Below are 25,588 nucleotides of genomic sequence, written 5' to 3'. Positions count from 1 at the left end.
TTTCATCCACAGAGCGGTGGCTGACGGAAACGGGCGTCCAGCCTTGCAACCAGCCGGCATCGTCCTGATCTCCTAACCTGCTCGCGATACCGTCGCTTTTGGGTCGAGGGTCTGCCTCGTCCCCTTTTCAGGGAAGTTCTTTGCCATGCCACCGCTCTCGGTTCTCGATCTCGCTCCCGTTCCTCAAGGCCTCGCCCCCGCCGACGCCCTGCGCAACACGCTGGATCTGGCTCAGCATGCCGAGCGGTGGGGCTACAACCGCTATTGGCTGGCGGAGCACCACAACATGGTGGGCATCGCGAGCGCAGCAACGAGCATCGTCATCGCTCATGTGGCAGGGGGCACGCGAACGATCCGCGTCGGCGCGGGAGGAATCATGCTGCCAAACCACGCGCCCCTGATCATCGCAGAGCAGTTTGGCACGCTGGAGGCCTTGTTCCCGGGCCGGATCGATCTTGGCGTCGGCCGCGCTCCCGGCACGGATCAGCTCACGCTCCGGGCCCTGCGCCGCGACCCGTCGAGCGCGGATGTCTTTCCGCAGGATGTACTCGAATTGCAGGCACTGCTCGGGCCGCTTCAGGAAGGTCAGGCGGTTCAGGCCGTGCCTGGAACCGATTCCAACGTTCCGATCTGGATCCTCGGATCGAGCCTGTTCGGGGCGCAGCTTGCTGCCATGCTGGGCCTGCCTTACGCCTTCGCGTCCCATTTCGCGCCGAACGCGCTGATGCAGGCACTCCAGGCCTACCGTGAGCGCTTCCAGCCCTCGAAGCAGCTCGACCGTCCCTATGCGATGGTGGGCATGAATGTGATCGCCGCCGACACGGACGAAGAGGCGCGTTATCTCTTCACGTCGCCGCAGCAGCAGTTCACCAACATGTTCCGCGGCAAGCGCGGTCGGCTTCAGCCACCCATCGAGGATATCGAGAGCTACTGGACGCCCGCCGAGAAGGCGCAGGCCATGAACATGCTGGCGTGTTCTGCCGTCGGGTCGCGGGACACGATCCGCAAAGGGCTCGAGAACATCATTGCCCAGACCCAGGCGGACGAGCTGATTGTCGCCTCCGCCATCTTCGACCACGCCAAGCGTGTGCGTTCCTACGAAATTCTGGCCGATGTGCATAAGGCGATGAGCCCGGAAGCGGCGCTCACCTAGGGATGCGTTTACGCCGCTGCGCTGCGGCTCCTCAGGGTCGGATCGAGGGCGTCGCGCAATCCGTCTCCGAGCAGATTCAGCCCCAGCACCGAAAGTGCGATCGCCAGGCCCGGCGCGATGGCGAGGTGAGGGGCCTGGGAGAGGTAGGTCTGCGCATCGCTGAGCATGCGGCCCCAGCTCGGATTCGGGGGACGAACCCCAAGACCGAGATAGCTCAGTCCCGCCTCCGTAAGGATGGCGAGCGCAAGCTGGATCGTCACCTGCACGATCAGCGCCCCGGCGATGTTGGGGATCACGTCCTCGAATGTGATGCGCAGGGGCGGCTTGCCGAGCGCCCGCGCCGCCGCGATGTAGTCGAGCGTCCAGATCTGCTGAGCGACACCGCGCGTCACGCGGGCGAAAACCGGGATATTGAACACGGCGATGGCGAGAATGGCCGCCATCGGTCCCGATCCGACCAATGCTCCGATCATGATGGCAGACAGAACCGCGGGAAAGGCGAACACCACATCCGATACGCGCATGGCGATCTCGTCGGCAATGCCTTTCCACGCTGCGGCGGCACATCCTACGGCCGTTCCAATGGCGGCGCCGAGGAGAACGGCGGGCCATGCAATGGCGAGTGAGTTCCAGGCCCCCGCCATCAGAAGCGAGGCGACATCGCGGCCGAAATGATCGGTGCCGAGAAGGCCCACTTCGAGAGGGCCTTTCAGCCGCAGGGCGACGCGGACGCGGGTCGGCGGCTCCGGCGTCCACACGAGGGACAGGAGAGCGGTGCCGATTAGAAGCGCGGTCAGGATGCCGCCGATGACCAGCGCCGGGTTGAGACGCAGACGCGATGCGGAATTCATGCGCGGCTCCTCAGGCGCGGGTCGAGGATCGCGTAGCCGATATCGACGAGGAAGTTGATGACGATGACAAGCCCGGAGAAGATTAGCACGATGTCCTTGATCACCACGAGGTCGCGCTGGTTGAGCGCCTGATAGGCGAGGCGGCCGAGGCCGGGCAGGTTGAACACGTTCTCTACCAGAATGGCGCCGCCGAAGAAGAACGAGAGCTGAAGTCCGAGAATGGTGGTGATCGGAATGAGCGCGTTCGGCACCACATGCCGGCGCAGGGTCGCGCCCCTGTCGACGCCCTTGGCCCGCGCCGTCCGCACGAAATCGGCGCCGATCACCTCCAGCGTCGCCGAGCGGGTGACGCGGGTGAGCACCGCGGCCTGGGGCAGGGCGAGCGCGACGGCCGGCAGAAGCAGAGCTTGGAACGCCGGCCAGATTCCCGCGCCCCATCCCGGAAAGCCGCCGGCGGGAAACCATCCGAGCTTCGTTGCGAAGAACAGAATGAAAATGAGGCCGATCCAGAAATTGGGGATGGCCACTCCCAATTGGCTGAACACCAGCACGGCCCGGTCCACGGTGGTATCGCGCCGCGCTGCAGCCGCCACGCCGAGGGGCAGAGCGAGCGCCGTCGAGATCAGGATGGCGAGGAGGCTGAGCGGCAGAGTCACGGCCATACGCTCGGCGACCAGAGTCGAGACCGGTGTCTTGTAGGTGATGGACTGACCGAGATCCCCATGGAGCAGCCCCCCGATCCAGAGGACGTAACGGGCAAGCGCCGGCTGATCGAGCCCCAGCTCATGGCGCAGGGCCGCCAGCGTATCCTCCCGCGCGGCGGTGCCGAGCATGATCGCGGCCGGATCGCCCGGCAGGACCTCCAGGATCAGGAAGATCGCAAGCGATACCGCGACGAGCGTCACGAGCAGGGAGACGAGTCGGGAGATGACGAGACGCAGCATGAAATCGGATCATCCGGCGGTTGTTGGTCAATGTATATCGGCGCGTCCGCCGTCGTTCCGAGGCCGCGTGGGCGGAGTCCGGAACGCATTACCATGACGGTTCAAAATAGCACGCAGCGGTCGCTGCTACGCCGTTCTCGTCAAGCTCAGCGTGTATGGGTTCCGGGCCCGGCGCTTCGCACTGTCCCGGAATAACGGTCGTACTGCGCCGGGAAAGGAAGCGCTTCCGATCGAAGCCCTCGCTACTCCGTCCAGGTCACCTCCGTCACGTCGTTCGACGGGATCGGGGTATTCTCCCACAATCCTTTCAGTTTCGCATTCCAGACGCCCAGCTTCGGCAACTGAAAGAGGAAGAGCGCGGGCACGTCCTCGGCGAGGATCTTCTGCGCCTCAGCATATTTGGCGAAGCGCGCCTTCTCGTCCGTGGTCTTGCCGGCTTCCGCGATCAGCGCCTTGAACTTGTCGTTCTTGTAGTTGAAGTAGTAATTGTCACGAGCGAAGATATCGATGTCGAGTGGCTCCGCGTGGGCCACGATGGTGACGTCGTAATCCTTGTTCTTGAAGACTTCCTCGATCCACTTGGCCGGGAATTCCGTCGGGATGATCTTCATGTCCACGCCCACTTCCGCGAACATGGCGGACAGGAGCTCGGCCGAACGGCTGGCATAGGCCATCTGCGGCGCCTTGATGGTAATCGACAGACCGTTGCCGTAGCCCGCCTCCGCCAGCAGCGCCTTCGCCTTCTCGGGGCTGTAGGGAATGACGCCCGTCATGTCGACGAAAGCCGGATGGTTCGGCGAGAAGAAGCTGCCGATGGGCTGGCCGTAGCCGGAATAGGCGCCTTCCACGAGCGCCTTGCGATCCACGGCATGCATGAGCGCGCGGCGCACGCGCACATCGTCGAATGGCTTCTTGGCGTTGTTCATGCCGGCGACGATCTCACCTTCCGTGTTGCCAGCGACGGCCGTGAAGCGGGGATCCTTCTTCAGCTCGCTGAAGAGCTCCGGAGCGCCGACATTGGGGAAGGCATCCACGTCGCCCGCACGCAGGGCCGCGACCTGCGCCTGTGGGTCGCTGATGAAACGGAAGGTGACGCTCTCGAGCTTGGTCTTGTCCTTCTGCCAGTAATCGGGATTGCGCACGAGGTCGACGCGGTCGCCCCGGGTCCAGGACTTGAACTTAAAGGGCCCCGTGCCGACCGGATTGGCCTTGTTGTTCTCCGCCGTCTCGGGTGCGACGATCACCGCATCTCCCCAGCCGAGATAATAGAGGAAGTTTCCGGAGGTCTCCTTCAACTTGATGACGACGGTCGCGGGATCCGGCGTCTCGATGGACTCGATGGGCGCGAAAATCTGCTTCTGCGCATTGGTCGAGTTTGGAGCACGGGCACGGTCAAAGGCGAACTTCACATCGGCGGAATCGAAAGCCGAACCGTCGTGGAATTTCACGCCTGTCTGGAGCTGGAAGGTATAAGTCAGTCCGTCGGGCGAGACATCCCAGCTTTTCGCCAGGAGAGGCTTCACCTTGCCGTCCCGGTCGATCCGGACGAGGCCCTCATAGAGGTTCGCCCAGGTAACTTCGCGAATGGCGACGGGAGCGGCAATCGTCGGGTCGAGGCCCGGCGGCTCGATGGGCATGCCGATGACGAGGGAAGTCTTCGCGGCGTAGGCCGGAACGAAGCTGGCGGAAACAATAAGGGCGGCGGCCAGTAAGCGCTTCGACATTGAACGATGTCCCATCCGGTTTTTTGGCGAGCAAGCTCGGTCGGAGGCAGCTTAGACGCAGTCGAAGGCCGGATGGAAGATACCTTGTGGCGGTTTGTCGGTGGACGATGACGAGGAGAGGGGGCCCTGTCATTCCAGGGCGAGCGCAGCGAGAGCCCGGAGCCCATACTCACCAGGGTTGAAGGATGGAACGCCGCGGTAGCCGCTATGCCCTATTCGTGAAGCTCGGCGGCTATGGGTTCCGGGCCCGCGCCAAGGGCGCGTCCCGGAATGACAGGCATAGAGGCGGGAAACGAGTACCGCTCGATTAAATGCAGCGGCCGCCGTCGACTTCCAGAACGACGCCGGTGATCATGCTCGCTTCGTCGGACGCCAGGTAAAGCGCGGCATTGGCGATGTCCTCGGGTTTGGAGAAGCGCCCGAGCGGAATCGAGTTGACGAACTGCTCGCGCCTCTGCGGCGTGTCCTCGCCCATGAAGGTGGCAAGCAGCGGTGTTTCGCCGGCGACGGGCGCCAGCGCGCAGACACGGATCTGGTTCGGCGCAAGCTCGACCGCCATGGACTTGGTGATGGTGTGAACGGCGCCCTTGGTGCCATTGTACCAGGTGAGCCCGGGACGTGGTCTCAGACCCGCTGTCGAGCCCACATTGATGAATACGCCGCCGCCCTGATCGCGCATCTGCGGCACGGCGGCCTGGGCGAAGAGATAGATCGACTTCACATTGACGGCGAAGACGCGGTCGAACTCCTCCTCGTCGACCTCCAGCATCGGCCGGTTGCGGTGACTGATGCCGGCATTGTTCACGACGATGTCGAGCCTGCCGAAGGCATCGAGAGTCTTCTTTACCGCCGCCTTCACGTCGGCGGCCTTCGAGACGTCGGCGGCAAGGCCGATGGCGGAGGCGCCGATCTGCGCGGCGGCTGCCTTTGCGGCCTCCTCCTTGATGTCGACGATGGCGACTTTCGCGCCCTCTGCTGCAAATTTTTCGGCGATGCCCAGGCCGAATCCCGAGCCGGCACCCGTGATGAGCGCCACCTTGCCTTCAAGGCGTTTCATGATTTTTCCCCTGATGTGCTGATGCCGGACCTATCCGTGCGCGATGACGAGGGTCCTGGTCGTGGTGAACTCGATCAGTCCTTCGAATCCCTTTTCGCGGCCGTGGCCGGAGCGTCCGAAGCCGCCGAAGGGCAGCTCAATGCCGCCGCCTGCGCCGTAGCAGTTCACGAAAACCTGCCCGGCGCGCATGGCGCGACCGACGCGTGTGGACCGCATGGCGTCGCGGGTCCACACGCCTGCGACGAGTCCATAGGCCGTGCCGTTGGCGAGCTTTACCGCTTCCGCCTCGTCCTCGAAGGGGGTTGCCACGAGGACCGGGCCAAAAACCTCCTCCTGGGCCAGAACGCTCTGGTGAGGAACGGGCGCGAAGAAGGCGGGAGCCACATAGTATCCGCCCGCCGGCACGTCGGCAGCGATTCCGCCCGACGCTGCGATGCTCAAACCTTCGCCCTTGCCGCGCTCCAGATAGGTCTGGACACGGCGCTGCTGCGCCTGGTTGATCATCGGGCCGAGATCGGGGTCGGCCTCGGGGCGTCCGGCTTTCAGGGCCGCGAAACGCTCGGAAACGGAGGCGACGACCTTGTCGAAGATCCCGCGCTGGATCAGCAGGCGGCTTCCGGCCGAACAGGTCTGGCCGCCATTCTGGATGATGGCGTTCACGAGGGTTGGCAGCGCCCGCTCGAGGTCGGCGTCGTCGAAGACGACCTGGGCGGACTTGCCCCCCAGCTCGAGGGTGACGCCGACATGGTTCTGGGCGGCCGCCGTCTGGACGGCCGTGCCCGTTTCGGGGCTGCCCGTGAACGACAGGAAATCGATGCCGGGATGGGCGGCGAGCGCTGCGCCGGCCGTGCGGCCGAGGCCAGTCACCACATTGAGCGCGCCATCGGGGAGGCCGACATCGCGAGCGAGCGCGGCGACGCGAAGAATGGTGAGGGAGGCGTCCTCCGCCGGCTTCACGACCGTGGCGTTGCCCGCGGCCAATGCCGCGCCGACCGAGCGGCCGAAGATCTGCATAGGGTAGTTCCAGGGCACGATATGCCCGGTCACTCCGTGCGGGACGCGCTCGACGCCGACGAAATGCGTCGTAAGGTAGGGGAGCACATCCCCATGCAGCTTGTCCGCGGCGCTGCCGTAGAATTCGAGGTAACGGGCCAGCGCGATCGCGTCAGCCCGCGCCTGGCGCAGGGGCTTGCCATTGTCGCGGCTTTCCAGAGCGGCGAGGGTGTCCGCATCGGCCTCGACGGCGGAAGCGAGCTTGATGAGGAGGCGGCCGCGCTCGGTCGCCGTCAGCCTCGACCAGGCGCCGTCGAAGGCGCTGCGGGCGGCCGTCACGGCTGCGTCGATATCCTGGGCCGTGCCGGAGGCGATGCGGGCGAAGACCTTGCCATCCACCGGCGAGAGGACGTCCAGCATCTCGCCGTTCGAGGCCGGCACGAACCGGCCGCCAATGAGGTTCTGGTGCACCATGTCCGGTGCGACGCTCGCACTGACCTGATCGTTCACGTGTCCATTCCTTCCTATGTCATTCTGAGCGTACCCGGCACGGCGGCCAGGAGCTGTCGGGTATAGGCATTCTGTGGCGCGGCAAAGAGTTGCGCAGTTTCCGCGAGTTCCACAATCCGGCCTTTTTGCATGACTGCCACGCGATCGCAGATCTGCGCCGCGACCCGCAGATCGTGGGTAATGAACAGGATTGCAAGTCCGAGCTCCTCCTGCAGGCTACGGATGAGCTTGAGGATTTCGGCCTGCACGGACACGTCGAGCGCCGACACGGCCTCATCCGCCACGAGCACATCCGGCTTCATGGCAAGCGCCCTGGCGATCCCGATTCGCTGGCGCTGGCCTCCGGAAAACTCGTGCGGGTAGCGGTCGACCGCCTGGGCCGGAAGGCCGACTTTAGCCAGGAGGTCCCGGGTCCGGGCAAGGGCATCGCCGGGGTCCTCTCCCTGCATGATCGGCCCCTCCGAGACGATATGCCCAACCGTCCGGCGTGGATTGAGGGAGGCGAAAGGATCCTGGAAGACGATCTGGATCCTGCGCCTGTGGGGGCGCAGTTCGCGCTGCGAGAGCGCGCCGAAGGGAAGGTCTCCGATCGTGATGCTGCCGCCATCCGGTTCGATCAGCCGAAGCACGCATCGGCCGACGGTCGATTTGCCGGATCCGGATTCGCCGACGAGGCCCAAGGTTTCGCCGCGGCGGATGTCGAAACTCACGACATCCGCCGCCTGAACCTGACGGCTCTTTCTGAAAAAGCCATGCCCGCCATACGATTTCGTGAGGGAATCGACCTTCAGGAGGATCGGTTCGCCGGCCAGCGCCTTGGGCGGCGGGGGCACGAGGGAAGGCACTGCGGCCAGCAGGCGCCTCGTGTAGGGATGTTGCGGCCGCGTGAGAACCTTTTCCGCCGCGCCCTGCTCGACGAGCTGTCCCTGCTGAAGCACGGCCACGCGGTCGGCGATTTCCGCGACGACGCCGAAATCGTGGGTGATGAACAGAACGGCGGTGCCCTTCTTGCGCCGCAGGTTGTCAATGAGCTTCAGAACCTGGGCCTGGGTGGTTACGTCGAGAGCGGTCGTGGGCTCATCCGCAATCAGCAGTTTCGGCTCCAGCGCCAGGGCCATGGCGATCATGACCCGCTGACGCTGGCCGCCGGAGAGTTCGTGCGGATAGGCGCGGGCAATCAGTTCCGGGTGGGGAAGATTGACCTCGGCGAGGAGATCGAGCGTTCGCCGGGTGCGTTCGGCCTGGGTCAGCATTTTGTGAGTGCGAAACGTCTCCGCGATCTGGTCCGCGACGCGCATGACGGGGTTCAGCGATGTCATCGGCTCCTGAAAGACGGTGCCCACCTCCCGACCCCGGACATCGCACCAGCCAGCCTCGCTCAGGGACAGGAGGTCGGTTTCGCCGAGCCTGATCGATCCGGAGAGCACTTCAACGCCGTTCGGCAGCAGGCCGATCGTCGCCATTGCGGTCATCGACTTGCCCGATCCGGATTCGCCGACGACGCAGAGGGTTTCTCCCGGAGCAATGGACAGGGAAAGGTCCTGGATCGCGTATTGGCGGTCCGCAAGCCGCGGCAGTCCGATGGAAAGATCCCTGATCGACAGCACCGGAGCGCCACTCGCCACCATGCAACATTCTCCCTGAGGTCGCCCGGACACGAAGGCGCGGCTCATCCTCGCCATATGAACGGCTCCGTCAATCCGCCCTTGCCCCCGGGAACACTGGCGGAAGCTCAGTCGAGCGGTATGAGAAAATCGTAGACGACGCCTGCGGGATGAAAGTCCAGTGTCATCTTCCCGGCCATCTCACCCTCGATGCTGCGCTGGATGAGGCGCGAGCCGAAACCTTTGTGCTTCGGCACCTGCGTCGGCGGGCCATTTCTCTCCTTCCAGCGCAGATGGAGCAGAGACCTGTGCTGCTCGTCCTCACTCAGGGTCCATACCAGTTCGATGATTCCGGACGGGGTCGAGAGTGCGCCGTATTTCACCGCGTTGGTTACGAGCTCATGCAGGACCAGGCCGAAATTGATGGCATAGCGGGCGGACAGCCTGACATGGGGTCCGTCGATGATGACGCGCTCGTCGCCCTTCTTTCGATAGGGCGCCAGTTCCTGCTCCACGATGTCCCGAAGATAGGCCTCGCGCCAGGAGCTTCGGGTCAGTAGATCATGCGTCTTCGACAGGGCCATGAGGCGTCCCTCGAACGTCTCCTTGAACGTCGAAAGATCCGGAGTCGCGCGCAGGGTCTGGCTGGCGATGGACTGGACGGTCGCGAGCGTATTCTTGACCCGATGGTTCAGCTCCCCGAGGAGCACCTTCTGCTGGCTCTCCGCGCGCTTGCGGTCCGTGACGTCGTGGAAGATTCCGACGAAGGTGGCGGGCCTGTTCTGAGCATCCATGAAAACGCGGCCCTTGGCGCTCAGCCAGCGCATCTCCTCACCGGGGGGGCAGACGCGATACTCGTCTTCGTAATGGCCGTCCCCGGTGACGGCGGCGCGCATTTTTCCGAGCACCCCGTCGATATCGTCCGGATGCACGATGTGACGAAATTCGGCAACGGTGATGCTGGTCTTCTCGGGCGGCAGCCCGAGCAGGTGGGCGGCCTGGGAGGACAATCCTCCCAGGCCCGTCACATGATCGTACCACCAGGTACCCATGTGACCGGCCTCCAGAGCAAGCCGGGCCTGCTCCTCGCTCGCTTCGACGGCCCGCTGCCGCTCCGCAACGTCGTCCATCAGGTCGTTGAAGGCCTGCGCCAGGATGCGCAGCTCGGTCGGCGCGCCCCGAGGATTGATCCGTGCATGATAATTGCCCCGTCGCCAGGCTCGAACCGCGTCGGTCATGGCCTCGAAGGGTTTCGTGATGAATGCGCGACTGGTCAGGGACGACAGGGACAGGGCAAGGAGAAGCGCGGCGGCGATCAGCATGAAACCGCGCTTCGCTGCACGGTTGACGGCGTCGAAGGCGGCCTTCCATGGCAGGCCGAGCGCCACATACATGTCGCGGGGCGGTAAGCCTATGCTCACGTATCCGAGGATCTGCTTGATGTCGTCCTGCGTCGCCGTCTCGACGGCCTCCGTTCCGCCGCGAGCCACGTGGGCCATGAAGTCTTCGGAGATACTCTTGCCGATAAATCGCTCGTGGGACGGTTCGCGGGCGATGATGGTGCCGCCGGAATCGGCAATGGTCAGGGAGCCGCCCGGGGGCAGGGCCCGGGCTTTCAGATTCCGGTCCAGCCAGTTCAGATCGAGCGCCGCTGCCAGCACGCCGACGATTTGCCCGCCGTTGCTCTCGATCGGCAGGGCCAGGGGAAGCACCGGTTGGGTGCCGAGCCCGCCTTCGGCGAAGTCGGGGGTATATTGTCCGACCACAAATTTCCGGGTCGCGACAGCATCGCGAAAATAGGTGCGGTTGCTGAAGCTTCCCAGTTTCTCCGCCTCCGCATGCTGGCAGCGAACCGTCCCGTCGATGTCGAATACGACGAACGCCAGGATATGGGGGACCCGCTGCCGGAGGGCCCGCAGGTACACGTCGCACGATGGTCGCTCGAACCGCCGGATCACGGGCGTCTCGCTCACGGCGACGAGGAGGATCTGGATGCCGTCGAAGACCCGCTCCAGCTCCGATCCTGCGAGCCTCGCCTGACGAATGACCAGATCGCTGATCTCGGCTTCACGGGCACGGCGAAGTGATACTTCCGTGTAGGTCCAGATTACGATCGCCGGCAAAACGGAAATCACTGCCAGAAGGAGCAATCGCCTCGTCAGAGTCATGCACAGGTCCAGCTCAATGATGGCAGGGGACCATAAAGATCCTCCAGCGTCCACCCCGCAGCCGCCCGGACAAATCCCGTGCGATCTTGCATCTGCCTTCCGGAGGTGTCACGGAGCGTAAATGGCTCCTCCCCTTCTTACCCTTCAGGATATCGCTCTCACCTTCGGCGGAACGCCGCTGATTGAGAGCGCCGAACTGGCCGTCTCCCCGGGCGAGCGCACCTGCCTCGTGGGCCGCAACGGCTCCGGGAAATCGACCCTCCTCAGGATCGCCGCCGGCCTCGTCGAACCCGACCGGGGCAAACGCTTCATCCAGCCCGGCGCCACCATCCGCTACCTCGCGCAGGAGCCGGATCTCAGTGCCTTCCCGACGGCGCTCGCCTATGTGGAGGCGGGCCTGAGCCCAAGCGACGATCCGTATCGCGCCCGCTATCTCCTTGAACAGCTGGGGCTTTCCGGGGAGGAGCGGCCGTCCGAGCTATCGGGCGGCGAGGCGCGCCGCGCCGCGCTCGCCCAGGTTCTGGCACCGTCGCCGGACATTCTGCTGCTCGACGAGCCGACGAACCATCTCGACCTGCCGATCATCGAATGGCTCGAAGGCGAGCTGAAGAACCTCCGCTCGGCGCAGATCCTCATCAGCCATGACCGCCGCTTCCTCGAGAATCTGTCCCAGGCCACGATCTGGCTCGACAGGGGCATGACCCGCCGGATGGATCGGGGCTTCGCGTTCTTCGAAGCCTGGCGGGACGAGGTCCTCGAACAGGAGGAGCAGGAACGCCACAAGCTCGACCGCAAGCTGGCGGCGGAGGCGGATTGGCTGCGCTACGGCGTCACAGCGCGGCGCAAGCGCAATGTCCGGCGGCTGGGCAATCTTTATGCCCTGCGCCAGCAGCAGCGCGATCAGAAGCGCGCGGTCGGAACCGTTTCCTTGACGCTCGCCGAGGCCGAGCAATCGGGAACCCTGGTCGTCGAGGCGGAAAAAGTCTCGAAATCCTACGGCGACCGCCCCATCGTCACCGATCTTTCGATGCGCATCCTGCGCGGCGACCGCCTCGGGATCGTCGGGCCGAACGGGGCCGGCAAGACGACGCTGATCAACCTGCTCACCGGGGTCCTCGCTCCCGACGAGGGGCGGGTCCGACTCGGAGCCAACCTGCAGATGGTGACCCTCGACCAGCGCCGGATGAGTCTCGACCCCACGGCGACCGTCGCTGAGACCCTCACGGGCGGGCGCGGCGACACGGTGACCATCGGCGGCCAGACCAAGCACGTGATCGGCTACATGAAGGATTTCCTGTTTTCGCCCGAGCAGGCGCGGACGCCCGTCGGCGTGCTCTCAGGCGGCGAGCGCAACCGGCTGATGCTGGCCCGCGCCTTGGCGCAGCCCTCCAACCTGCTCGTCCTCGACGAGCCGACCAACGACCTGGATCTCGAGACCCTGGATCTCCTCCAGGAAATGATCACGGATTATGCCGGTACGGTCATTCTGGTCAGCCATGACCGTGACTTCCTCGACCGGACGGCGAGTTCCGTGCTCGTATCGGAGGGCGCGGGGCGCTGGGTGGAATATGCGGGCGGCTATACGGACATGGTCGCGCAGCGCGGCGAGGGGGTGCAGGCCCGTGTGGTCGGGAACATCCGGCCGAAAAGCGAGAAGGCCCCGGCATCTTCCCAGGCAGCGCCGTCCCCGGCCAAGCGCAAGCTCGGCTTCAACGAGCAGCATGACCTCAGGACCCTGCCGAAGCGCATGGAGGAGCTGGAGGCCAAGATCGCCAAGGTGCAGGAGATTCTGGCCGATCCGGATCTCTATGCACGCGATCCGGCTCGTTTCCAGAAGGCGATGGATGCTCTGACGACGCTGCAAGCCGAGCTCGGCGTCGCCGAGGAGCGGTGGCTCGAGCTGGAGATGCTGCGGGAAGAGCTGGAGGGATAGGGCGACGTCCCGCCCTGTCGTTCCGGACGCCGCCACCGTCATTCCGAGGATGGTCGGAAGGACCAGGCCCGGAACGACGGCGAGTGTCTCTCGAAACAGCCGGTCAATTCGGTGTCACGCCATCCTGTGCCGAAGCGCGTTCACCTGGGCGTCGAGATGGGCCACGAGATCGGGCGGCAGCTGCATCTGCGCCGCCAGTTGCTGGAGATAGGCCCTTTCCTCGGGCGTGTCGGCATCGCCGATCGCCATGAGGGAGGCCGCATACAGCTCCGAGGCCTGCGCCTGGGTGCTGGCCAGCCGCGCGATCGCCGCCGCATCGGCGGGCTTGCCCATCACATCGAGAAGGAAGCCCTTCTCCTCGGTGCCGAGCCCGAGTTTCTGGATCGTGTCCTGGATGCGCGTGGTCTCTTCGCCGTCGAGATGGCCGTCTGACTTCGCCGCCGAGATCATCGCCTGGATGAGGGCGACGCCCATTTCCCGGCCTTCGACGTCCTTTTCCTCGCCGAGGTGGAAACCGCTCCCGGATGGAATCTGCCTGGGCAGGTTCGCCGGTCCGGCGGAGGCGCCCGGGGCCTGCCTGTTCTGCCAATCCTGATAGGCCTTCATGGCGACGGCGGACAGGACGGCGAGACCGCCGGCCTTGAGCAGCGATCCGCCGGCGGAGCGGCCCGCCTTCGAGCCCAGAATCAGGGACAGGAGCGCGCCTCCCGCGAGGCCTCCCATGCCTCCAGGAATACGAGAGGTGAGGTCCCCAAGGCTTCCCTGCAGGTCGCCGAGACCGCCCTGGCTCGCGGGTCGCGTGCCGGAGGGCGACTGTCTCTGCCCGTTGCCCTGATTGCCCTGGCTGTTGAGAAGGCCTTCGAGGATGCTGCCGAGATTCATTTCCGTTCTCCCCTTCGTGCTGACGTCCTGCGGTTGGACAGGCAACCCGCTCGAGACCGTTCCGCAGCGATCCGTCCGGGATCGGTCACGTTCCTATCGCAACGTCTGCGCTGCGAGGAATTCGAGCCTGTTGCCACACGGATCTGCCACGTAGAAACGGCGAATTCCGGGCAAGGCATCGTCCCAACCAGGCTCGTGTCCGGCATCAGCGAGGGTTGCCGCCAAAGCATCGAGATCGTCGGTGATGAAACCGGGATGCGCTTTCCGCGCGGGGCGAAAGTCCTGCTCGACACCGAGGTGGACTTGGACATCGCCGCTGCGCAGCCAGAGACCGCCGCGCGACGCAAGGGAGGGCGGCTTCTCAACCTCTTCCATGCCGAGGATGCCGATGTAGAAGCGGCGGCACGGCTCTTCCGCGCCGGGAGGAATGGCGAGCTGGATGTGGTCGAGACGGATCATCAAGTCTCCGCGCCGGGCGCCATGACCGTCTGTTCGATGGCGCCGAAGATCGAATGGCCATGCCGGTCCTTCATCTCGATGCGGACCGTATCGCCATAGCACAGGAACGGCGTTTTCGGCTCGCCCTTCAGAATCGTCTCGATGGTGCGTTGCTCCGCGATGCAGGAATAGCCGACGCCGCCTTCCGCGATCGGCCGGCCCGGACCGCCATTCGCATCCCTGTTCGACACCGTGCCCGATCCGATGATCGTGCCTGCCCTAAGGGGCCGTGTCTTGGCGGCATGGACGATCAGCTTCGGAAAATCGAACGTCATGTCGGCGCCCGCATCCGGCCGCCCGAAGGGGTGGCCGTTGAGGCTCGAAAGCAGGGGCAGGCGGACCTTGCCGTCCTCCCATGCCTCGCCCAGCTCGCCAGGGGTTGCTGCGACGGGAGAGAACGCGGATGACGGCTTCGACTGGAAGAAGCCGAAGCCCTTCGCCAACTCCGCGGGGATAAGGTTGCGGAGCGACACGTCGTTGACGAGCATCACGAGACGGATGCTGTCCGCCGCCTGCTCCGGTGAGGCGCCCATCGGCACGTCGCCCGTGACGACGGCGATCTCGGCCTCGAAGTCGATCCCATGGGCCTCGTCCAGGGCGACAATGGGGTCGCGCGGGCCGAGGAAAGCATCCGATCCGCCCTGGTACATCAGCGGGTCGGTCCAGAACGAGGCCGGCATCTCGGCTCCCCGTGCCTTTCGCACGAGCTCCACGTGGTTCACATAGGCCGACCCGTCGGCCCATTGATAGGCGCGGGGCAGGGGGGAATCGCAATCGTGCTCGTGGAAGCGGAACGAGGGCACGGAGCCGTGTTCGAGCTGCTCCGAGAGGTCCCTCAGCCTGGGGGCGAAGCGGTCCCAGTCGTCGAGGGCTTGCTGAAGAGTCGGAACGATGAAAAAAGCATCCGTTGCGCGAGTGAGGTCCCTGGAGACCACCACGAGACGGCCATCACGGCCTTGCTTGAGGGAAGAAAGCTTCATACTGACCGACCGGGTTGTTATGCTTCACTGAGCTTGCAACGGATTGCATCGCGGGGAAACGCCTATGACGACGAATACAATGAAAAGACGAACCTTCCTGACCGGCGCCGGACTTGCGGCCGCCGCCGGAACGGTGGCAGCTCCCGCGATTGCGCAATCCGCGCCCGAGATCCGGTGGCGGTTGACCTCGAGCTTCCCCAAGTCGCTCGACACGATCTTCGGCACGGCGCAGACCTTCGCCAAGTACATGGCGGAGGCGACGGACAACAAGTTCCAGATCCAGGTTTTCGGGCCGGGCGAGATCGTCGGCGGCCTTCAGGCTCTCGACGCTGTCCAGAACGGCTCGGTGGAATGTGCTCACACGCCGGTCTATTACTATATCGGCAAGGAGCCGGCCCTCGGACTCGGCACCGGCCTTCCCTTCAGTCTCAACGCGCGGCAGCAGCAGGCCTGGTGGCACTTCGCGGGCGGCAAGGAAATCATCAACGATGTCCTGGCCCGATATGATGTCACCTCCCTCGTCTGCGGCAATTCCGGTGCGCAGATGGGCGGGTTCTTCCGCAAGGAGATCAACACGGTCGACGACCTGAAGGGGCTCAAGTTCCGCATCGGCGGCCTCGGCGGCATGGTGCTGGCCAAACTCGGCGTCGTGCCGCAGCAACTCGCTCCGGGGGATGTGTATCCGGCTCTCGAGCGCGGAACGCTCGATGCCGCGGAATTCGTCGGTCCCTACGACGACGAGAAGCTCGGCTTCCTGAAGGTCGCGAAATATTACTACGCCCCCGGCTGGTGGGAAGGCGGCGCGATGCTCCATCTCGTCATCAACCAGAAGAAGTGGAACGAACTGCCGAAGACCTATCAGGCCATCATGGCCCAGGCCTCCGAGGCCGCCAACAACTGGATGCTCGGCAAATACGATGCCGTGAACGGCCAGGCCCTGCGCCGCATGGTCGGAAACGGCGCCGAGCTGCGCACCTTCTCGCAGCCGATCATGGAGGCATCGCTGAAGGCGGCGAACGAGCTCTACGGCGAGCTCTCCGCCAAGAGCCCCGATTTCAAGAAGGCCTACGATTCGATGGTCGCCTACCGGGCCGACGTGCTGCCCTGGTGGCAGCTCAACGAATACGCCTTCGACACCTTCATGATCCGCACCCGCGGAAAGGTGTGACGCATCGTCCTCATTGCGGAACCCAGCACTGTCATTCCGGGATGCGCCTTTGGCGCGGGCCCGGAATGACGGGCGCCTGGCTCGGGCCTGCCTCACTTCGGCTCACGCCGGTCCGGATCGAAGTGCTTCTTCAGGTCCCGCCAGCAATCGATGTAGTTGTCCTGCAGGGCGGATGATTCTGCGGCGAACGTCGTCACCCGCTGCGGGAAGCGCGTCTCGAACATGAACGCGAGAGTTCCTTCCAGCTTCACGGGCTCGAGTTTCACGTTGCTGGCATGTTCGAAGGCCGTCGCGTCCGGCCCGTGCGGCAGCATCTGGTTGTGCAGCGACATGCCTCCCGGCACGAAACCTTCGGGCTTCGCGTCATAGACGCCGTAAACAAGGCCCATGAATTCCGACATCAGGTTGCGGTGATACCAGGGCGGGCGGAAGGTGTTCTCGGCCACCGCCCAGCGCTCGGGAAAGATCACGAAGTCGACATTCGCCGTACCGGGCGTCTCGGACGGTGCGGTGAGGACGGTGAAGATCGACGGATCGGGGTGATCGAACATGATCGCGCCCACCGGCGAGAAATGCCTGAGGTCGTATTTGTAGGGCGCATAGTTGCCGTGCCATGCCACCACGTCGAGGGGTGATTGGCCGATCTCCGTGCGATAGAGTTCTCCGCCCCATTTCACGAACAGGCTGGAGGGTTCCTCCTTGTCCTCGTAGGCTGCGACGGGCGTCAGGAAATCACGCGGATTGGCGAGACAGTTGGCGCCGATGGGGCCCCGGTCGGGCAGGGTGAAGGCACCGCCATAGTTCTCGCAGACATAGGCCCGCGCCGGACCTGCGAGCAGTTCGACCTTGAAGATCACGCCACGGGGAATGACGGCGATCTCGCCGGGCTCGATGTCGATGATCCCGAACTCGGTCCGGAAGCGCAGCGGATTGTCCTGCGCCACGACCAGGTATTCACCATCCGCATTGAAGACATACTCGGCCTCCATCGAGCGGGTGACGAGAAGCATGTGCGCTGCCATGCCGACCTGGGTATCGGAATCGCCCGCAGTCGTGATCGTGAAGAGCCCGGTGACGAAGGTCGTGTCGTGCTCGGGAAGGGGCAGCGGATCCCAGCGCAATTGGCCGAGGGGCAGATCACTCTCTTCCCGGGCCGCGGGAGCGGTGCGCATGAAGCCCTTGTCGACCTTCACGTAGCGGCCGGAATGCTTGACCGTTGGGCGGATCCTGTAAAGCCAGGACCGCTGGTTGGTCGCCTGCGGCGCGGTGAAGGGCGAGCCGGAAAGCTGCTCCGCGTAGAGGCCGTAGTTGATTTTCTGCGGGGAGTTGCGTCCGACGGGGAGGGCACCTTCCAGAGCCTCGGTCTCGAACGAATTTCCAAAACCCGACATATAGCCGGGCACGATCGCGCTCCTGCGCTGATCGCCTGCCTGAAAACCGGAGACGTTCTGAACGTTCATGGCGATCTCCTCGGCTTCGAGCGCGGCTCCGCGGCCGTGGCTCGCAGGTGGTTGCCAATGCAACGATTATGGCTTATTAGTTGCATGAGCAACGGTTTATGTCAATGACGGCATCTGGTTCCACCGCCCGCGAGGAAACCTTCGAACCCTTGTTGGTTCTTGAGCGATTCCTGCCATACAGGCTCAACGTCCTCGCCAGCCTGACGTCGAACGCGCTCGCGCAGATCTATGCCGAGCGTTTCGGTCTCTCGATTCCCGCCTGGCGCGTGGTGGCGACCCTCGGGCAATACGACGTGCGGACGGCGCGGGACATCGCGGCCCACGGGGTCATGCACAAATCGACCGTCTCGCGCGCCGTCGCAGCCCTGGAGCAGCGTGGTCTGATCGCCCGCAGGCCCAACCAGGACGACCGGCGTGAGGAATGGCTGGCGCTGACGGAGGAGGGGCGGAAGATCTACGATGCCGTCGTGCCCGAGGCCCTCAGTTTCGAGGGGCGGCTCCTGTCCATCCTGAACCCGCAGGAACAGGCGCTCTTCGCCGCTCTCGTCGACCGTCTCACGCTGCGGGCCCGCGCGATGGCGCCGGAAGGGGAGGGGGAGGCGTGAAGCTCTATACCTATTTCCGCTCATCCGCGGCCTACCGGGTCAGGATCGCGTTGCATCTGAAGGGCGTTGCCTACGAAGCGGTCCCGGTCAATCTCCTCAAGGGCGAACAGCGGGGAGAGAGTTACCGGCACGTCAACCCACAGGGACGCGTGCCCAGCCTGGATCTCGGCGACGCGACGCTGATCCAGTCCCCCGCCATCCTCGAATATCTGGACGAAGTCTATCCCGAGCCGCCGCTGCTGCCGGTCGGTGCCGTCCAGCGAGCCAGGGTCCGCGCCGTGTCGAGCATCGTCGCCTGCGATATCCACCCGCTCAACAATTCCGGCTCCCTCGCATATCTCAAGAACCGGCTCGGCCAGGATCAGGCGGCCCTGGACGCCTGGTACGGCCATTGGGTCCGCGAAGGGTTCGATGCGATCGAGAGGCTGATCGAGCCCGGCCCCTATGCCTTCGGAGCACGGATCACGCTGGCGGACCTCTATCTCGTGCCGCAGGTGTTCAATGCGCGGCGCTTCAATATCCCGCTCGACGACTATCCGAGGATCGTTGCCGTGGACGAGGCCTGCTCCCACCACGCCGCCTTTCGCGATTCCGCTCCCGCCCGCCAGCCGGACGCGACCTGAAACCCGCGCGCCTCCGCTCTCGGCGGAAGCGCAGTCGTAACAGCCAGTCCGCCGAAAGCGGACGGGCGTTGAACAGGAGGAAGATCATGGGACCGTTTCCGCACGATGCGCCACCCCCGACCATCTCGGCCGAGAACCCGATGGGCACCGATGGCTTCGAGTTCGTCGAGTTCTGCCATCCCAATCCCGAGGAGCTCGATCGCCTGTTCAAGACGATGGGGTTTTCACGGGTCGCAAAGCATCGTTCCAAGAACGTCACGCTCTATCGCCAGGGCGATATCAACTTCGTCGTCAATGCACAGCCCGGCTCCTTCGCGGAGCGTTTTGCCAGCCAGCACGGGCCGAGCGCCCCTGCCATGGCCTTCCGGGTGGTCGATGCGAAGCTCGCCTATGAGCGCGCCCTGTCACTTGGTGCCAGGCCTGTCGAGACCCAGGCCGGGCCGAACGAGCTCGAGATTCCGGCCATCGAGGGAATTGGCGGGTTGCAGATCTACCTGGTCGACCGCTACGGGGCGAAAGGCTCCATCTACGACGTCGATTTCGAGTGGATCGGCGAGAAGGATCCCAAACCCGAAGGCATGGGCCTCTATTACATCGACCACCTGACGCACAACGTCTTCCGCGGCCGCTTGAGCGAATGGGCCGGATTTTACGAAAAGCTCTTCAATTTCCGCCAGATCCGCTACTTCGACATCGAAGGGAAGCTCACAGGCCTCCATTCCCGCGCCATGACCAGTCCCGACGGGAAGATCCGCATCCCGATCAACGAGGATGCGGGCGAGAGCGGGCAGATCGAGGAATATCTGCAGGAATACCGGGGCGAGGGCATCCAGCACGTCGCCCTGGGCTCCCGAGATCTCTATGAATCGATCGAGAAGCTGCTGGCGTCCGGCGTCGATTTCATGCCGGCACCAAATGAGATCTACTACTCCCGCATCGACAAGCGGCTCCCCAATCACGAGGAGCCGATCGAGCGCCTCAGGAAGAACGGTATCCTCATCGATGGCGAGGGCGTTGTGGAGGGCGGGTTCACCAAGGTCCTGCTCCAGCGCTTCGGCAAGACCGCGATCGGCCCCATCTTCTTCGAGTTCATCCAGCGGAAGGGCGACGAGGGCTTCGGGGAAGGCAATTTCAAGGCGCTCTTCGAGTCGATAGAGGAGGACCAGATTCGCCGCGGCGTCCTGAAGCCGAAGGTGGCCTGAGCCGACTCGACAGACCGCGCAACGATTCGAGGAGGCCGGGCCATTCCCGGCCTCTTCCATTTTCGGCCCGATCACGGGCGGCGGACTTATCCACTGCCCCTTCCCATTCGGCAGGCGCCGAATCCGGAAGCTGCGCCGCAGGCCACCGAGCCAAAAAATGCTTTGTCCTTAAGGATTTGTTAGGAATTCCCGCCAAATCTTTACGAAGCGTAAATGGCCGCTCACGTAAACGTTGCCTTTGTGCAACATGCCTTCGAAAACCCCCGCTTCCGGCCCCTTTTGCGCCTTCATTTGGTTGCCTGCGGGGGCTGTCTCGGTAATGTGACCACAGCGACGGGGGCACCCCAGTCGTGATTTGTCGGTTCCAGCCACTTGGTGGGGCTGTCAGGTCTCTAGGGGAAAGGGACGTGTTTTACGCTTCGTAGAAGCTGTCGAGGCACAAAACCCGGCCCCTCAGGGTCTCGAAACTTTGGAGGTCAACCAATGAAGCTCGTTAAGAGCCTTATGCTCGGATCGGTCGCGGGTCTCGCCGCCGTTGCGGGCGCTCAAGCTGCCGATCTTCCCGTGAAGAAGGCGGCTCCTGTTGAGTACGTTCGTGTCTGCTCCACCTACGGCGCAGGCTTTTTCTACATCCCCGGCACGGACACCTGCTTGCGTGTCGGTGGCCGCGTCCGCGCTCAGTACATCTACGGTGAGCCGCTGACCCGCGCCCAGGATGCTACCGGCTTCTATACCCGTGGCCGCATCCAGGTCGACGCTCGTACCCAGACCGCTTACGGCCTGCTCCGTACGTTCGTCCGCTACGAGCTCACCCGCACCTCCGCTACGCCGTTCCGCGGCCCCGGCGGCAACGGCGTCTCCGCCGTCAGCTCGAACCTGGCTGAAGCCTTCATTCAGTTCGGTGGCCTGACCGCCGGTCGCGTCGTGTCGATGTTCTCGAACGGCGACCTGCCCACCGGTCACTTCGGCACGCTGCGCTTCGACGACGCTCCGGACGTCGACCTGTTGGCCTACACCTTCACCTTCGGCAACGGCTTCTCGGCGACGATCTCGCTCGAAGACGGTCTGCAGCGTCGTGAAGGCCTGACCTTCGGCGATACCTGGGCTGCCGCTCAGTACGCTGGTCAGCGCGTTCCGGATGTTGTCGGTAACATCAAGTACACCGGCACCTGGGGTACGGCTCAGCTCTCGGGCGCCGTTCACCAGATCCGCAGCAACAACCTGTTCTCGGTTGCCACTCCGTTCGGCGTGGTCGCTGACTACCCGGACACCGAGTACGGCTTCGCCGTGTCGTTCCAGGGTAGCGTGAACCTGCCGCAGCTCGCCCCCGGCGACGCTCTGTGGCTCGCTGCGACCTTCGCTGATGGCGCTCCGGCCTATCTCGACGGTGGTAACGCTGGCACGATCATCTCCCCGTTCGCTGCGTTCGAGAACGGCACCCCCACCCTCGTGGATGCCAGCATCGATCCGCTCACGGGCGATCTGAAGAAGACCCGCGCTTGGTCGGTTGCCGGTGGTCTGCGTCACTACTGGACCCCGCAAATCCGTTCGAACTTCTTCGGTTCGTACCTGAGCTCGGACAGCCGTCAGGCCTTCAACACCCCGGCTGACTTCCGTGAGTACCGCCTCGGCGCCAACGTGATCTGGCAGCCGGTGTCGGGTCTCGACCTCGGCGTGGAAGTCATCTACGCCAACACGGATCTGCGTGGCGTCAACCCGGCGACGGGCCTTGGCTTCCGCAACTCCAACGGTTGGGAAAGCCGCATCCGCGTTCAGCGCGACTTCTAATCGGTTCAATCCGATTGGTGAGGAAAACCCCGGTGGCGACACCGGGGTTTTTCTTTTACTGGCGCGTCATGCGGAATCTGAGATCCGCGCAGGCGGCCCGAGGGGCTACGCCGGTGAAAGGTGGAGACCGATGTCAGCAAGCGGCCATGCGGCGCTCGAGGGAACAGGCATCGGATCGATCTGAAGCGTCCAGCCCGCTGTCGGACCCGATCCCCTTGAGGCGCTCGTCCGAGCGCCGCCGTCCGGCCATCATCGCATGGGGGACAAGCCTGTTCCTGTCGTGCCCTGCGTCCTTCCGGTGCGGCGGAGCTGGCGTCTAGATAGGCCCGGCGAGGGACTTTTCGGTCTCCACGACCAGGTGCCTGATCGCTGTGATCAGATCGCCCTCCAGCGCAGGAGCGTGTCCCTGGTCCGGCACGGTGATCGCCTTGAGGCGCGGATGGGCCTCCTGCATCGCCTGAAGGGTGCCGGCGCTCAACAGATCCGAGTTTGCGCCGCGGATCGCCAGAACGGGAAAAGGCTTCAGGCCCTCGAACAGCGGCCACAGGTCCGGCAGAGGCAGTTCGAGGTCGAGGGCTTCGAGCGACTTCATGAGGAGCGGGTCGTATCTCAGGACAAGGCGTCCATCGTCCTCCCGCCAGGTGCCCCGTGCCTGCTTGAGCCATTGGTCGTCGGTCAGGCGCGGGAACTGGGTATCGGCCATCCGCTTCAGGAGCTCCGCGCCCTCGTGCAGGGTCCCTGGGACGGGAAGCTTGCCGACATAGCCGCGGATCCGCATCAGGCCCTTGCCCTCGATCGCCGGGCCGACATCGTTGAGCACGGCCCCGGCAATGACGGTCGGATGCAGGGCGCCAAGCGCCATCGTGATCAGCCCGCCCCGCGATGTTCCGACAAACACGGCCTTGTGGATGCCGGCAACGGTCAGGACCTGGAGCACGTCGTTGGCCTCGATCCGGACATCGTAGTTGCGCCAGTCCTTGTCCCAGTCGGAGCGGCCCCGTCCCCGATAATCGACGGACAGGACGCGGCGGGGGCGGGACGGGTCCGCGCTCAGCGCTGTTGCGAGGTCATGGAAATCCTCGGAGGTCCGGGCAAGGCCCGGGAGGCAGATGACGGGCAGAGCATCACCGAGATCGGGTCCGTAATCGCGGGCATAAAGGCGCAGGCCGTCCGCCGCCGATACGAAAAGATCCCGATAAGGGCCATTCATCTGTCGCTCCGAATCCATCCCTGAGAGGCCCGCCATCCTGCCTTAATTGACCGGTTGTGTCGCCTCGGCGGTGACGTCGGCGGGGGCCGGCTGAGTCGGCTCGGCAGGTCGGGGCGCCTTGAGACGCTGGCGGTAGACGTTGAGGTTTTCGACGACCCGCTGAACGTAGTTGCGCGTCTCGGAGAAGGGAATCCGCTCCACCCAGTCGATGGCGTCGACCTCCGGGTCGCGAGGGTCGCCATAGGCCTTGATCCATTTTCTCACATTGCCGCCGCCGGCATTGTAGGAGGCGAAGGCGAGGATATGCGACCCTTTCCAATTGCTCATGAGCTCGCTCAGATGGGCTGAGCCGAGCTTCGCATTGTAGGCGGCATCCGCGACGAGCTTGTCCAGGTCGAAGCCGAGACCGAACCGACGGGCCGTCTCCTTGGCGGTTGCCGGCATGAGCTGCATCAGACCACGGGCTCCGGCGCTGGACAGGGCGCGGGGGTTGAAGGCGCTTTCCTGGCGGGCGATGGCATAGACCATCGCCGGTTCCACCTCGTCGCCGACCGGTTCGAAATCGGGGACGGCGGCCAGGGGATAGGCATGCATGTCGAGGGGGAGGCCCCGCTGCGAGGCCAGCTTGCCGACGATCAGCACGGCACGGGGATTCCGGCTCTCGGCCGCAAGGCGGGCCAGAGCATCGAGCTGACCGGGATCGTCGAGGGACTGGGCCAGTTCGGTATAGAGCCCGAGGACGAGATCCGGCTCGGCGAGCTGCTGGAGGAGCATCAGAGCCTGGATCGGGACGAGGTTACCGAAGGCGTTGCGCTCCTCGGCCGAGAGAGGTTCGACGGTCCGCAACGTGATCGGCTGTCCGAGCTTGGACTTGGCGAGTTGGCCGTAATAGGTCGTCGGCCGGTCCGCGGCGCGTTCATAATAGAGTTGTGCGTCCCGGAACGATCCGGCCGCTTCCGCCGCTCGGGCGCGCCAATAGGAGACGCGGGCGAGGGAGATCGGAGTGGTGGCGGCCTTCTCGGCGGCTGCGAAATGCCGCGAGGCGGCGTCTGGATCCTTCAGGAACCGCAGGGCGATCCAGCCGGCATGAAAAGCCGCTTCGATCTGCTGCGCCGGAGATTCGGGAGCCGCCTGGCTGGCGAGCTGATAGGCCGTCTTTGCGTCGCCCTTGTCGAGAAGCGTGCGGGCGAGGAGCCGGCGCTCGGACCACCATTCGTCCCCGTCCACGAGGGATTCAGGGTCGCGGGGCGCCTGCGCCATGACGGCGGCGGCCTCGGCGAGCTTGTTGGAGCGGCGCAGATAAAGGGCGCGGGAGAAGAGATAGGAAGCATCCTTGCGCAGGGCCGCAGGAACGGCGGAGAAGGCCTTCTCCGCCTTGCGCTTGCCCTGATAGATGCCCATCCGCGCCTTGGCGAGGGCCTCGTAGTCCTTACCGGCATAGCCGGCTGCGCGAAGCGCGGCGCTCCAGGATTCCTTGAAAAGCAGCCGCTCCATCCGGAACCGATGATCGGCGCGGTCCAGCGCGCCGGGGAACCGGTCGAGGATCCGGCTCTCCCACTCGCTCCCGAAGGAATCCTCCCGCCACACGTTGCGGATCTGGGCGTTCGCTTCGCTGTCGAGGCCCTCGGATTTGTCGGCAAAGGCGAGGGCGATCCGGCCCGACGCGGTCAGAGGCTTCTGGTCAGCGAAGAAGGCCCGGACCTGGGGCCCAGGCCTGCGCTCGGCCACGAGAGCCTCCTCCGCCCGTCGCCGGAACCGGGTCGTCCGCGGCCAGTCCGGATAGCTCGTCCCGAACGACATGATCCGATCGAAGCCCATGGGGATGCCGCTCCGGATCGCGAACCATTCGGCGAGCGCCTGGGAGGCGGGCTGGGACAGCTTCGTTTCGAGAATGACCGCCTCGGTCCAGTCGCCGCCGCGATAAGCCTTGAGGATCAGGGGCAGATAATCCTGGTCGCGGAGCGGCGCGATCGGCGGAACATAGCCATAGCCGTCGACCGAGCCGGTGGTTTCGGGATCGGGCAAGGCCCGCGCCGATGCCGGCTGTGGGGCCAGGCTCTGCCCCTCCGGCGAGGTGGCGGCCATGGCGGCCGGATATGACAACGGGACAAGGACAGCCGACGCCATGAGGCGGCGCAGAAGATGGGTGCTGAGGCTCATCGCGATCCCCTTGTCGTCGCCCCATGCCCTGTTTCGGCGACGTTACGCTTGAGGAAACACCATGTCACGGGCTAG

At 64.7% G+C, this 25,588-nt stretch carries 20 protein-coding genes; 7 read left to right on the top strand and 13 right to left on the bottom strand.

Annotated elements, in window-relative coordinates; all coding sequences use genetic code 11:
• Window positions 1–145 precede the first annotated feature (145 nt).
• Window positions 146–1,153 carry an LLM class flavin-dependent oxidoreductase gene (locus tag AC522E_RS12240; protein ID WP_500746543.1) on the top strand — a complete coding sequence of 336 codons (1,008 nt, stop codon included), beginning with the start codon at window positions 146–148 and terminating at the stop codon, window positions 1,151–1,153.
• 8 nt (window positions 1,154–1,161) lie between these two features.
• On the opposite strand, the gene AC522E_RS12235 is transcribed toward AC522E_RS12240, so the two are convergent.
• The 7 genes from AC522E_RS12235 to AC522E_RS12205 all read right to left on the bottom strand — a co-directional run bounded on the left by AC522E_RS12235 (window position 1,162) and on the right by AC522E_RS12205 (window position 11,004).
• Window positions 1,162–2,004, bottom strand: a complete 843-nt coding sequence (locus AC522E_RS12235; RefSeq protein WP_500746542.1) for an ABC transporter permease — start codon at window positions 2,002–2,004, stop codon at window positions 1,162–1,164.
• On the bottom strand, window positions 2,001–2,948 hold the full coding sequence (locus AC522E_RS12230; protein WP_500746541.1) for an ABC transporter permease: 948 nt from the start codon (window positions 2,946–2,948) through the stop codon (window positions 2,001–2,003). The genes AC522E_RS12235 and AC522E_RS12230 overlap by 4 nt, the downstream gene beginning before the upstream one ends.
• 242 nt (window positions 2,949–3,190) lie before the next feature.
• Window positions 3,191–4,672 (bottom strand): ABC transporter substrate-binding protein, encoded by a 1,482-nt coding sequence (locus AC522E_RS12225; protein ID WP_500746540.1) that lies wholly within the window; start codon window positions 4,670–4,672, stop codon window positions 3,191–3,193.
• A gap of 307 nt (window positions 4,673–4,979) precedes the next feature.
• Window positions 4,980–5,729, bottom strand: a complete 750-nt coding sequence (locus AC522E_RS12220; RefSeq protein WP_500746539.1) for an SDR family oxidoreductase — start codon at window positions 5,727–5,729, stop codon at window positions 4,980–4,982.
• Window positions 5,730–5,759: 30 nt separating this feature from the next.
• The gene (locus AC522E_RS12215) at window positions 5,760–7,196 is read right to left on the bottom strand and encodes an aldehyde dehydrogenase family protein (protein ID WP_500750668.1); all 1,437 of its coding nucleotides are present in this window, start codon (window positions 7,194–7,196) and stop codon (window positions 5,760–5,762) included.
• Between the two features lie 50 nt (window positions 7,197–7,246).
• Complete coding sequence (locus AC522E_RS12210; RefSeq protein WP_500746538.1) at window positions 7,247–8,860, bottom strand: ABC transporter ATP-binding protein; 1,614 nt, start codon at window positions 8,858–8,860, stop codon at window positions 7,247–7,249.
• 104 nt (window positions 8,861–8,964) lie between these two features.
• Entirely contained in the window at window positions 8,965–11,004 is a 2,040-nt protein-coding gene (locus AC522E_RS12205; RefSeq protein WP_500746537.1) for a sensor histidine kinase, read from the bottom strand.
• Between the two features lie 121 nt (window positions 11,005–11,125).
• On the opposite strand from AC522E_RS12205, the gene AC522E_RS12200 reads away from it, so the two are divergent.
• Window positions 11,126–12,937 (top strand): ABC-F family ATP-binding cassette domain-containing protein, encoded by a 1,812-nt coding sequence (locus tag AC522E_RS12200; protein WP_500746536.1) that lies wholly within the window; start codon window positions 11,126–11,128, stop codon window positions 12,935–12,937.
• A gap of 114 nt (window positions 12,938–13,051) precedes the next feature.
• Here AC522E_RS12200 and AC522E_RS12195 read toward each other — a convergent pair whose 3' ends face one another.
• The 3 genes from AC522E_RS12195 to AC522E_RS12185 form a co-directional block, all read right to left on the bottom strand.
• Window positions 13,052–13,819, bottom strand: a complete 768-nt coding sequence (locus AC522E_RS12195) for a tellurite resistance TerB family protein (protein WP_500746535.1) — start codon at window positions 13,817–13,819, stop codon at window positions 13,052–13,054.
• A gap of 93 nt (window positions 13,820–13,912) precedes the next feature.
• Entirely contained in the window at window positions 13,913–14,278 is a 366-nt protein-coding gene (locus AC522E_RS12190) for a VOC family protein (protein WP_500746534.1), read from the bottom strand.
• The gene (locus tag AC522E_RS12185) at window positions 14,278–15,297 is read right to left on the bottom strand and encodes a fumarylacetoacetate hydrolase family protein (RefSeq protein WP_500746533.1); all 1,020 of its coding nucleotides are present in this window, start codon (window positions 15,295–15,297) and stop codon (window positions 14,278–14,280) included. Before AC522E_RS12185 ends, AC522E_RS12190 begins: the two co-directional genes overlap by 1 nt.
• Window positions 15,298–15,376: 79 nt before the next feature.
• Between AC522E_RS12185 and AC522E_RS12180 the strand changes: the two genes are divergently transcribed.
• Window positions 15,377–16,465 (top strand): TRAP transporter substrate-binding protein, encoded by a 1,089-nt coding sequence (locus AC522E_RS12180; protein WP_500750666.1) that lies wholly within the window; start codon window positions 15,377–15,379, stop codon window positions 16,463–16,465.
• 92 nt (window positions 16,466–16,557) lie between these two features.
• On the opposite strand, the gene hmgA is transcribed toward AC522E_RS12180, so the two are convergent.
• Window positions 16,558–17,925, bottom strand: a complete 1,368-nt coding sequence (hmgA, locus tag AC522E_RS12175; RefSeq protein ID WP_500746532.1) for a homogentisate 1,2-dioxygenase — start codon at window positions 17,923–17,925, stop codon at window positions 16,558–16,560.
• A gap of 104 nt (window positions 17,926–18,029) precedes the next feature.
• On the opposite strand from hmgA, the gene AC522E_RS12170 reads away from it, so the two are divergent.
• From AC522E_RS12170 to AC522E_RS12155, 4 genes are all read left to right on the top strand, one after another.
• Window positions 18,030–18,530 (top strand): MarR family winged helix-turn-helix transcriptional regulator, encoded by a 501-nt coding sequence (locus AC522E_RS12170; protein ID WP_500746531.1) that lies wholly within the window; start codon window positions 18,030–18,032, stop codon window positions 18,528–18,530.
• On the top strand, window positions 18,527–19,153 hold the full coding sequence (gene maiA, locus AC522E_RS12165; RefSeq protein ID WP_500746530.1) for a maleylacetoacetate isomerase: 627 nt from the start codon (window positions 18,527–18,529) through the stop codon (window positions 19,151–19,153). Before AC522E_RS12170 ends, maiA begins: the two co-directional genes overlap by 4 nt.
• 86 nt (window positions 19,154–19,239) lie before the next feature.
• A complete protein-coding gene (gene hppD, locus AC522E_RS12160) occupies window positions 19,240–20,355 on the top strand; it encodes a 4-hydroxyphenylpyruvate dioxygenase (RefSeq protein ID WP_500746529.1) in 1,116 nt (371 codons plus the stop codon).
• A gap of 483 nt (window positions 20,356–20,838) precedes the next feature.
• On the top strand, window positions 20,839–22,143 hold the full coding sequence (locus AC522E_RS12155; RefSeq protein WP_500746528.1) for a porin: 1,305 nt from the start codon (window positions 20,839–20,841) through the stop codon (window positions 22,141–22,143).
• Window positions 22,144–22,459: 316 nt separating this feature from the next.
• Here the strand turns inward: AC522E_RS12155 and AC522E_RS12150 are convergent, their stop codons facing one another.
• Together AC522E_RS12150 and AC522E_RS12145 are read right to left on the bottom strand one after the other, a co-directional pair.
• On the bottom strand, window positions 22,460–23,353 hold the full coding sequence (locus AC522E_RS12150; RefSeq protein ID WP_500746527.1) for an alpha/beta fold hydrolase: 894 nt from the start codon (window positions 23,351–23,353) through the stop codon (window positions 22,460–22,462).
• A gap of 42 nt (window positions 23,354–23,395) precedes the next feature.
• The gene (locus tag AC522E_RS12145; protein WP_500746526.1) at window positions 23,396–25,513 is read right to left on the bottom strand and encodes a lytic transglycosylase domain-containing protein; all 2,118 of its coding nucleotides are present in this window, start codon (window positions 25,511–25,513) and stop codon (window positions 23,396–23,398) included.
• Between the last annotated feature and the right edge of the window lie 75 nt (window positions 25,514–25,588).

Source organism: Microvirga sp. BF8 (assembly GCF_059888585.1).
The sequence above is the reverse complement of the archived record's forward strand: the minus strand, read 5'-3'. Positions and strand labels throughout refer to the sequence as shown.

Coding starts and splice junctions, on each gene's coding strand:
- AC522E_RS12170 (WP_500746531.1), top strand. CDS start 18,030: ATGACGGCATCTGGTTCCACCGCCCGCGAGGAAACCTTCGAACCCTTG.
- AC522E_RS12220 (WP_500746539.1), bottom strand. CDS start 5,729: ATGAAACGCCTTGAAGGCAAGGTGGCGCTCATCACGGGTGCCGGCTCG.
- AC522E_RS12230 (WP_500746541.1), bottom strand. CDS start 2,948: ATGCTGCGTCTCGTCATCTCCCGACTCGTCTCCCTGCTCGTGACGCTC.
- AC522E_RS12185 (WP_500746533.1), bottom strand. CDS start 15,297: ATGAAGCTTTCTTCCCTCAAGCAAGGCCGTGATGGCCGTCTCGTGGTG.
- AC522E_RS12200 (WP_500746536.1), top strand. CDS start 11,126: ATGGCTCCTCCCCTTCTTACCCTTCAGGATATCGCTCTCACCTTCGGC.
- AC522E_RS12240 (WP_500746543.1), top strand. CDS start 146: ATGCCACCGCTCTCGGTTCTCGATCTCGCTCCCGTTCCTCAAGGCCTC.
- AC522E_RS12215 (WP_500750668.1), bottom strand. CDS start 7,196: ATGGTGCACCAGAACCTCATTGGCGGCCGGTTCGTGCCGGCCTCGAAC.
- AC522E_RS12180 (WP_500750666.1), top strand. CDS start 15,377: ATGAAAAGACGAACCTTCCTGACCGGCGCCGGACTTGCGGCCGCCGCC.
- AC522E_RS12150 (WP_500746527.1), bottom strand. CDS start 23,353: ATGAATGGCCCTTATCGGGATCTTTTCGTATCGGCGGCGGACGGCCTG.
- AC522E_RS12155 (WP_500746528.1), top strand. CDS start 20,839: ATGAAGCTCGTTAAGAGCCTTATGCTCGGATCGGTCGCGGGTCTCGCC.
- hmgA (WP_500746532.1), bottom strand. CDS start 17,925: ATGAACGTTCAGAACGTCTCCGGTTTTCAGGCAGGCGATCAGCGCAGG.
- AC522E_RS12195 (WP_500746535.1), bottom strand. CDS start 13,819: ATGAATCTCGGCAGCATCCTCGAAGGCCTTCTCAACAGCCAGGGCAAT.
- hppD (WP_500746529.1), top strand. CDS start 19,240: ATGGGACCGTTTCCGCACGATGCGCCACCCCCGACCATCTCGGCCGAG.
- AC522E_RS12205 (WP_500746537.1), bottom strand. CDS start 11,004: ATGACTCTGACGAGGCGATTGCTCCTTCTGGCAGTGATTTCCGTTTTG.
- AC522E_RS12235 (WP_500746542.1), bottom strand. CDS start 2,004: ATGAATTCCGCATCGCGTCTGCGTCTCAACCCGGCGCTGGTCATCGGC.
- AC522E_RS12210 (WP_500746538.1), bottom strand. CDS start 8,860: ATGGTGGCGAGTGGCGCTCCGGTGCTGTCGATCAGGGATCTTTCCATC.
- AC522E_RS12225 (WP_500746540.1), bottom strand. CDS start 4,672: ATGTCGAAGCGCTTACTGGCCGCCGCCCTTATTGTTTCCGCCAGCTTC.
- AC522E_RS12145 (WP_500746526.1), bottom strand. CDS start 25,513: ATGAGCCTCAGCACCCATCTTCTGCGCCGCCTCATGGCGTCGGCTGTC.
- AC522E_RS12190 (WP_500746534.1), bottom strand. CDS start 14,278: ATGATCCGTCTCGACCACATCCAGCTCGCCATTCCTCCCGGCGCGGAA.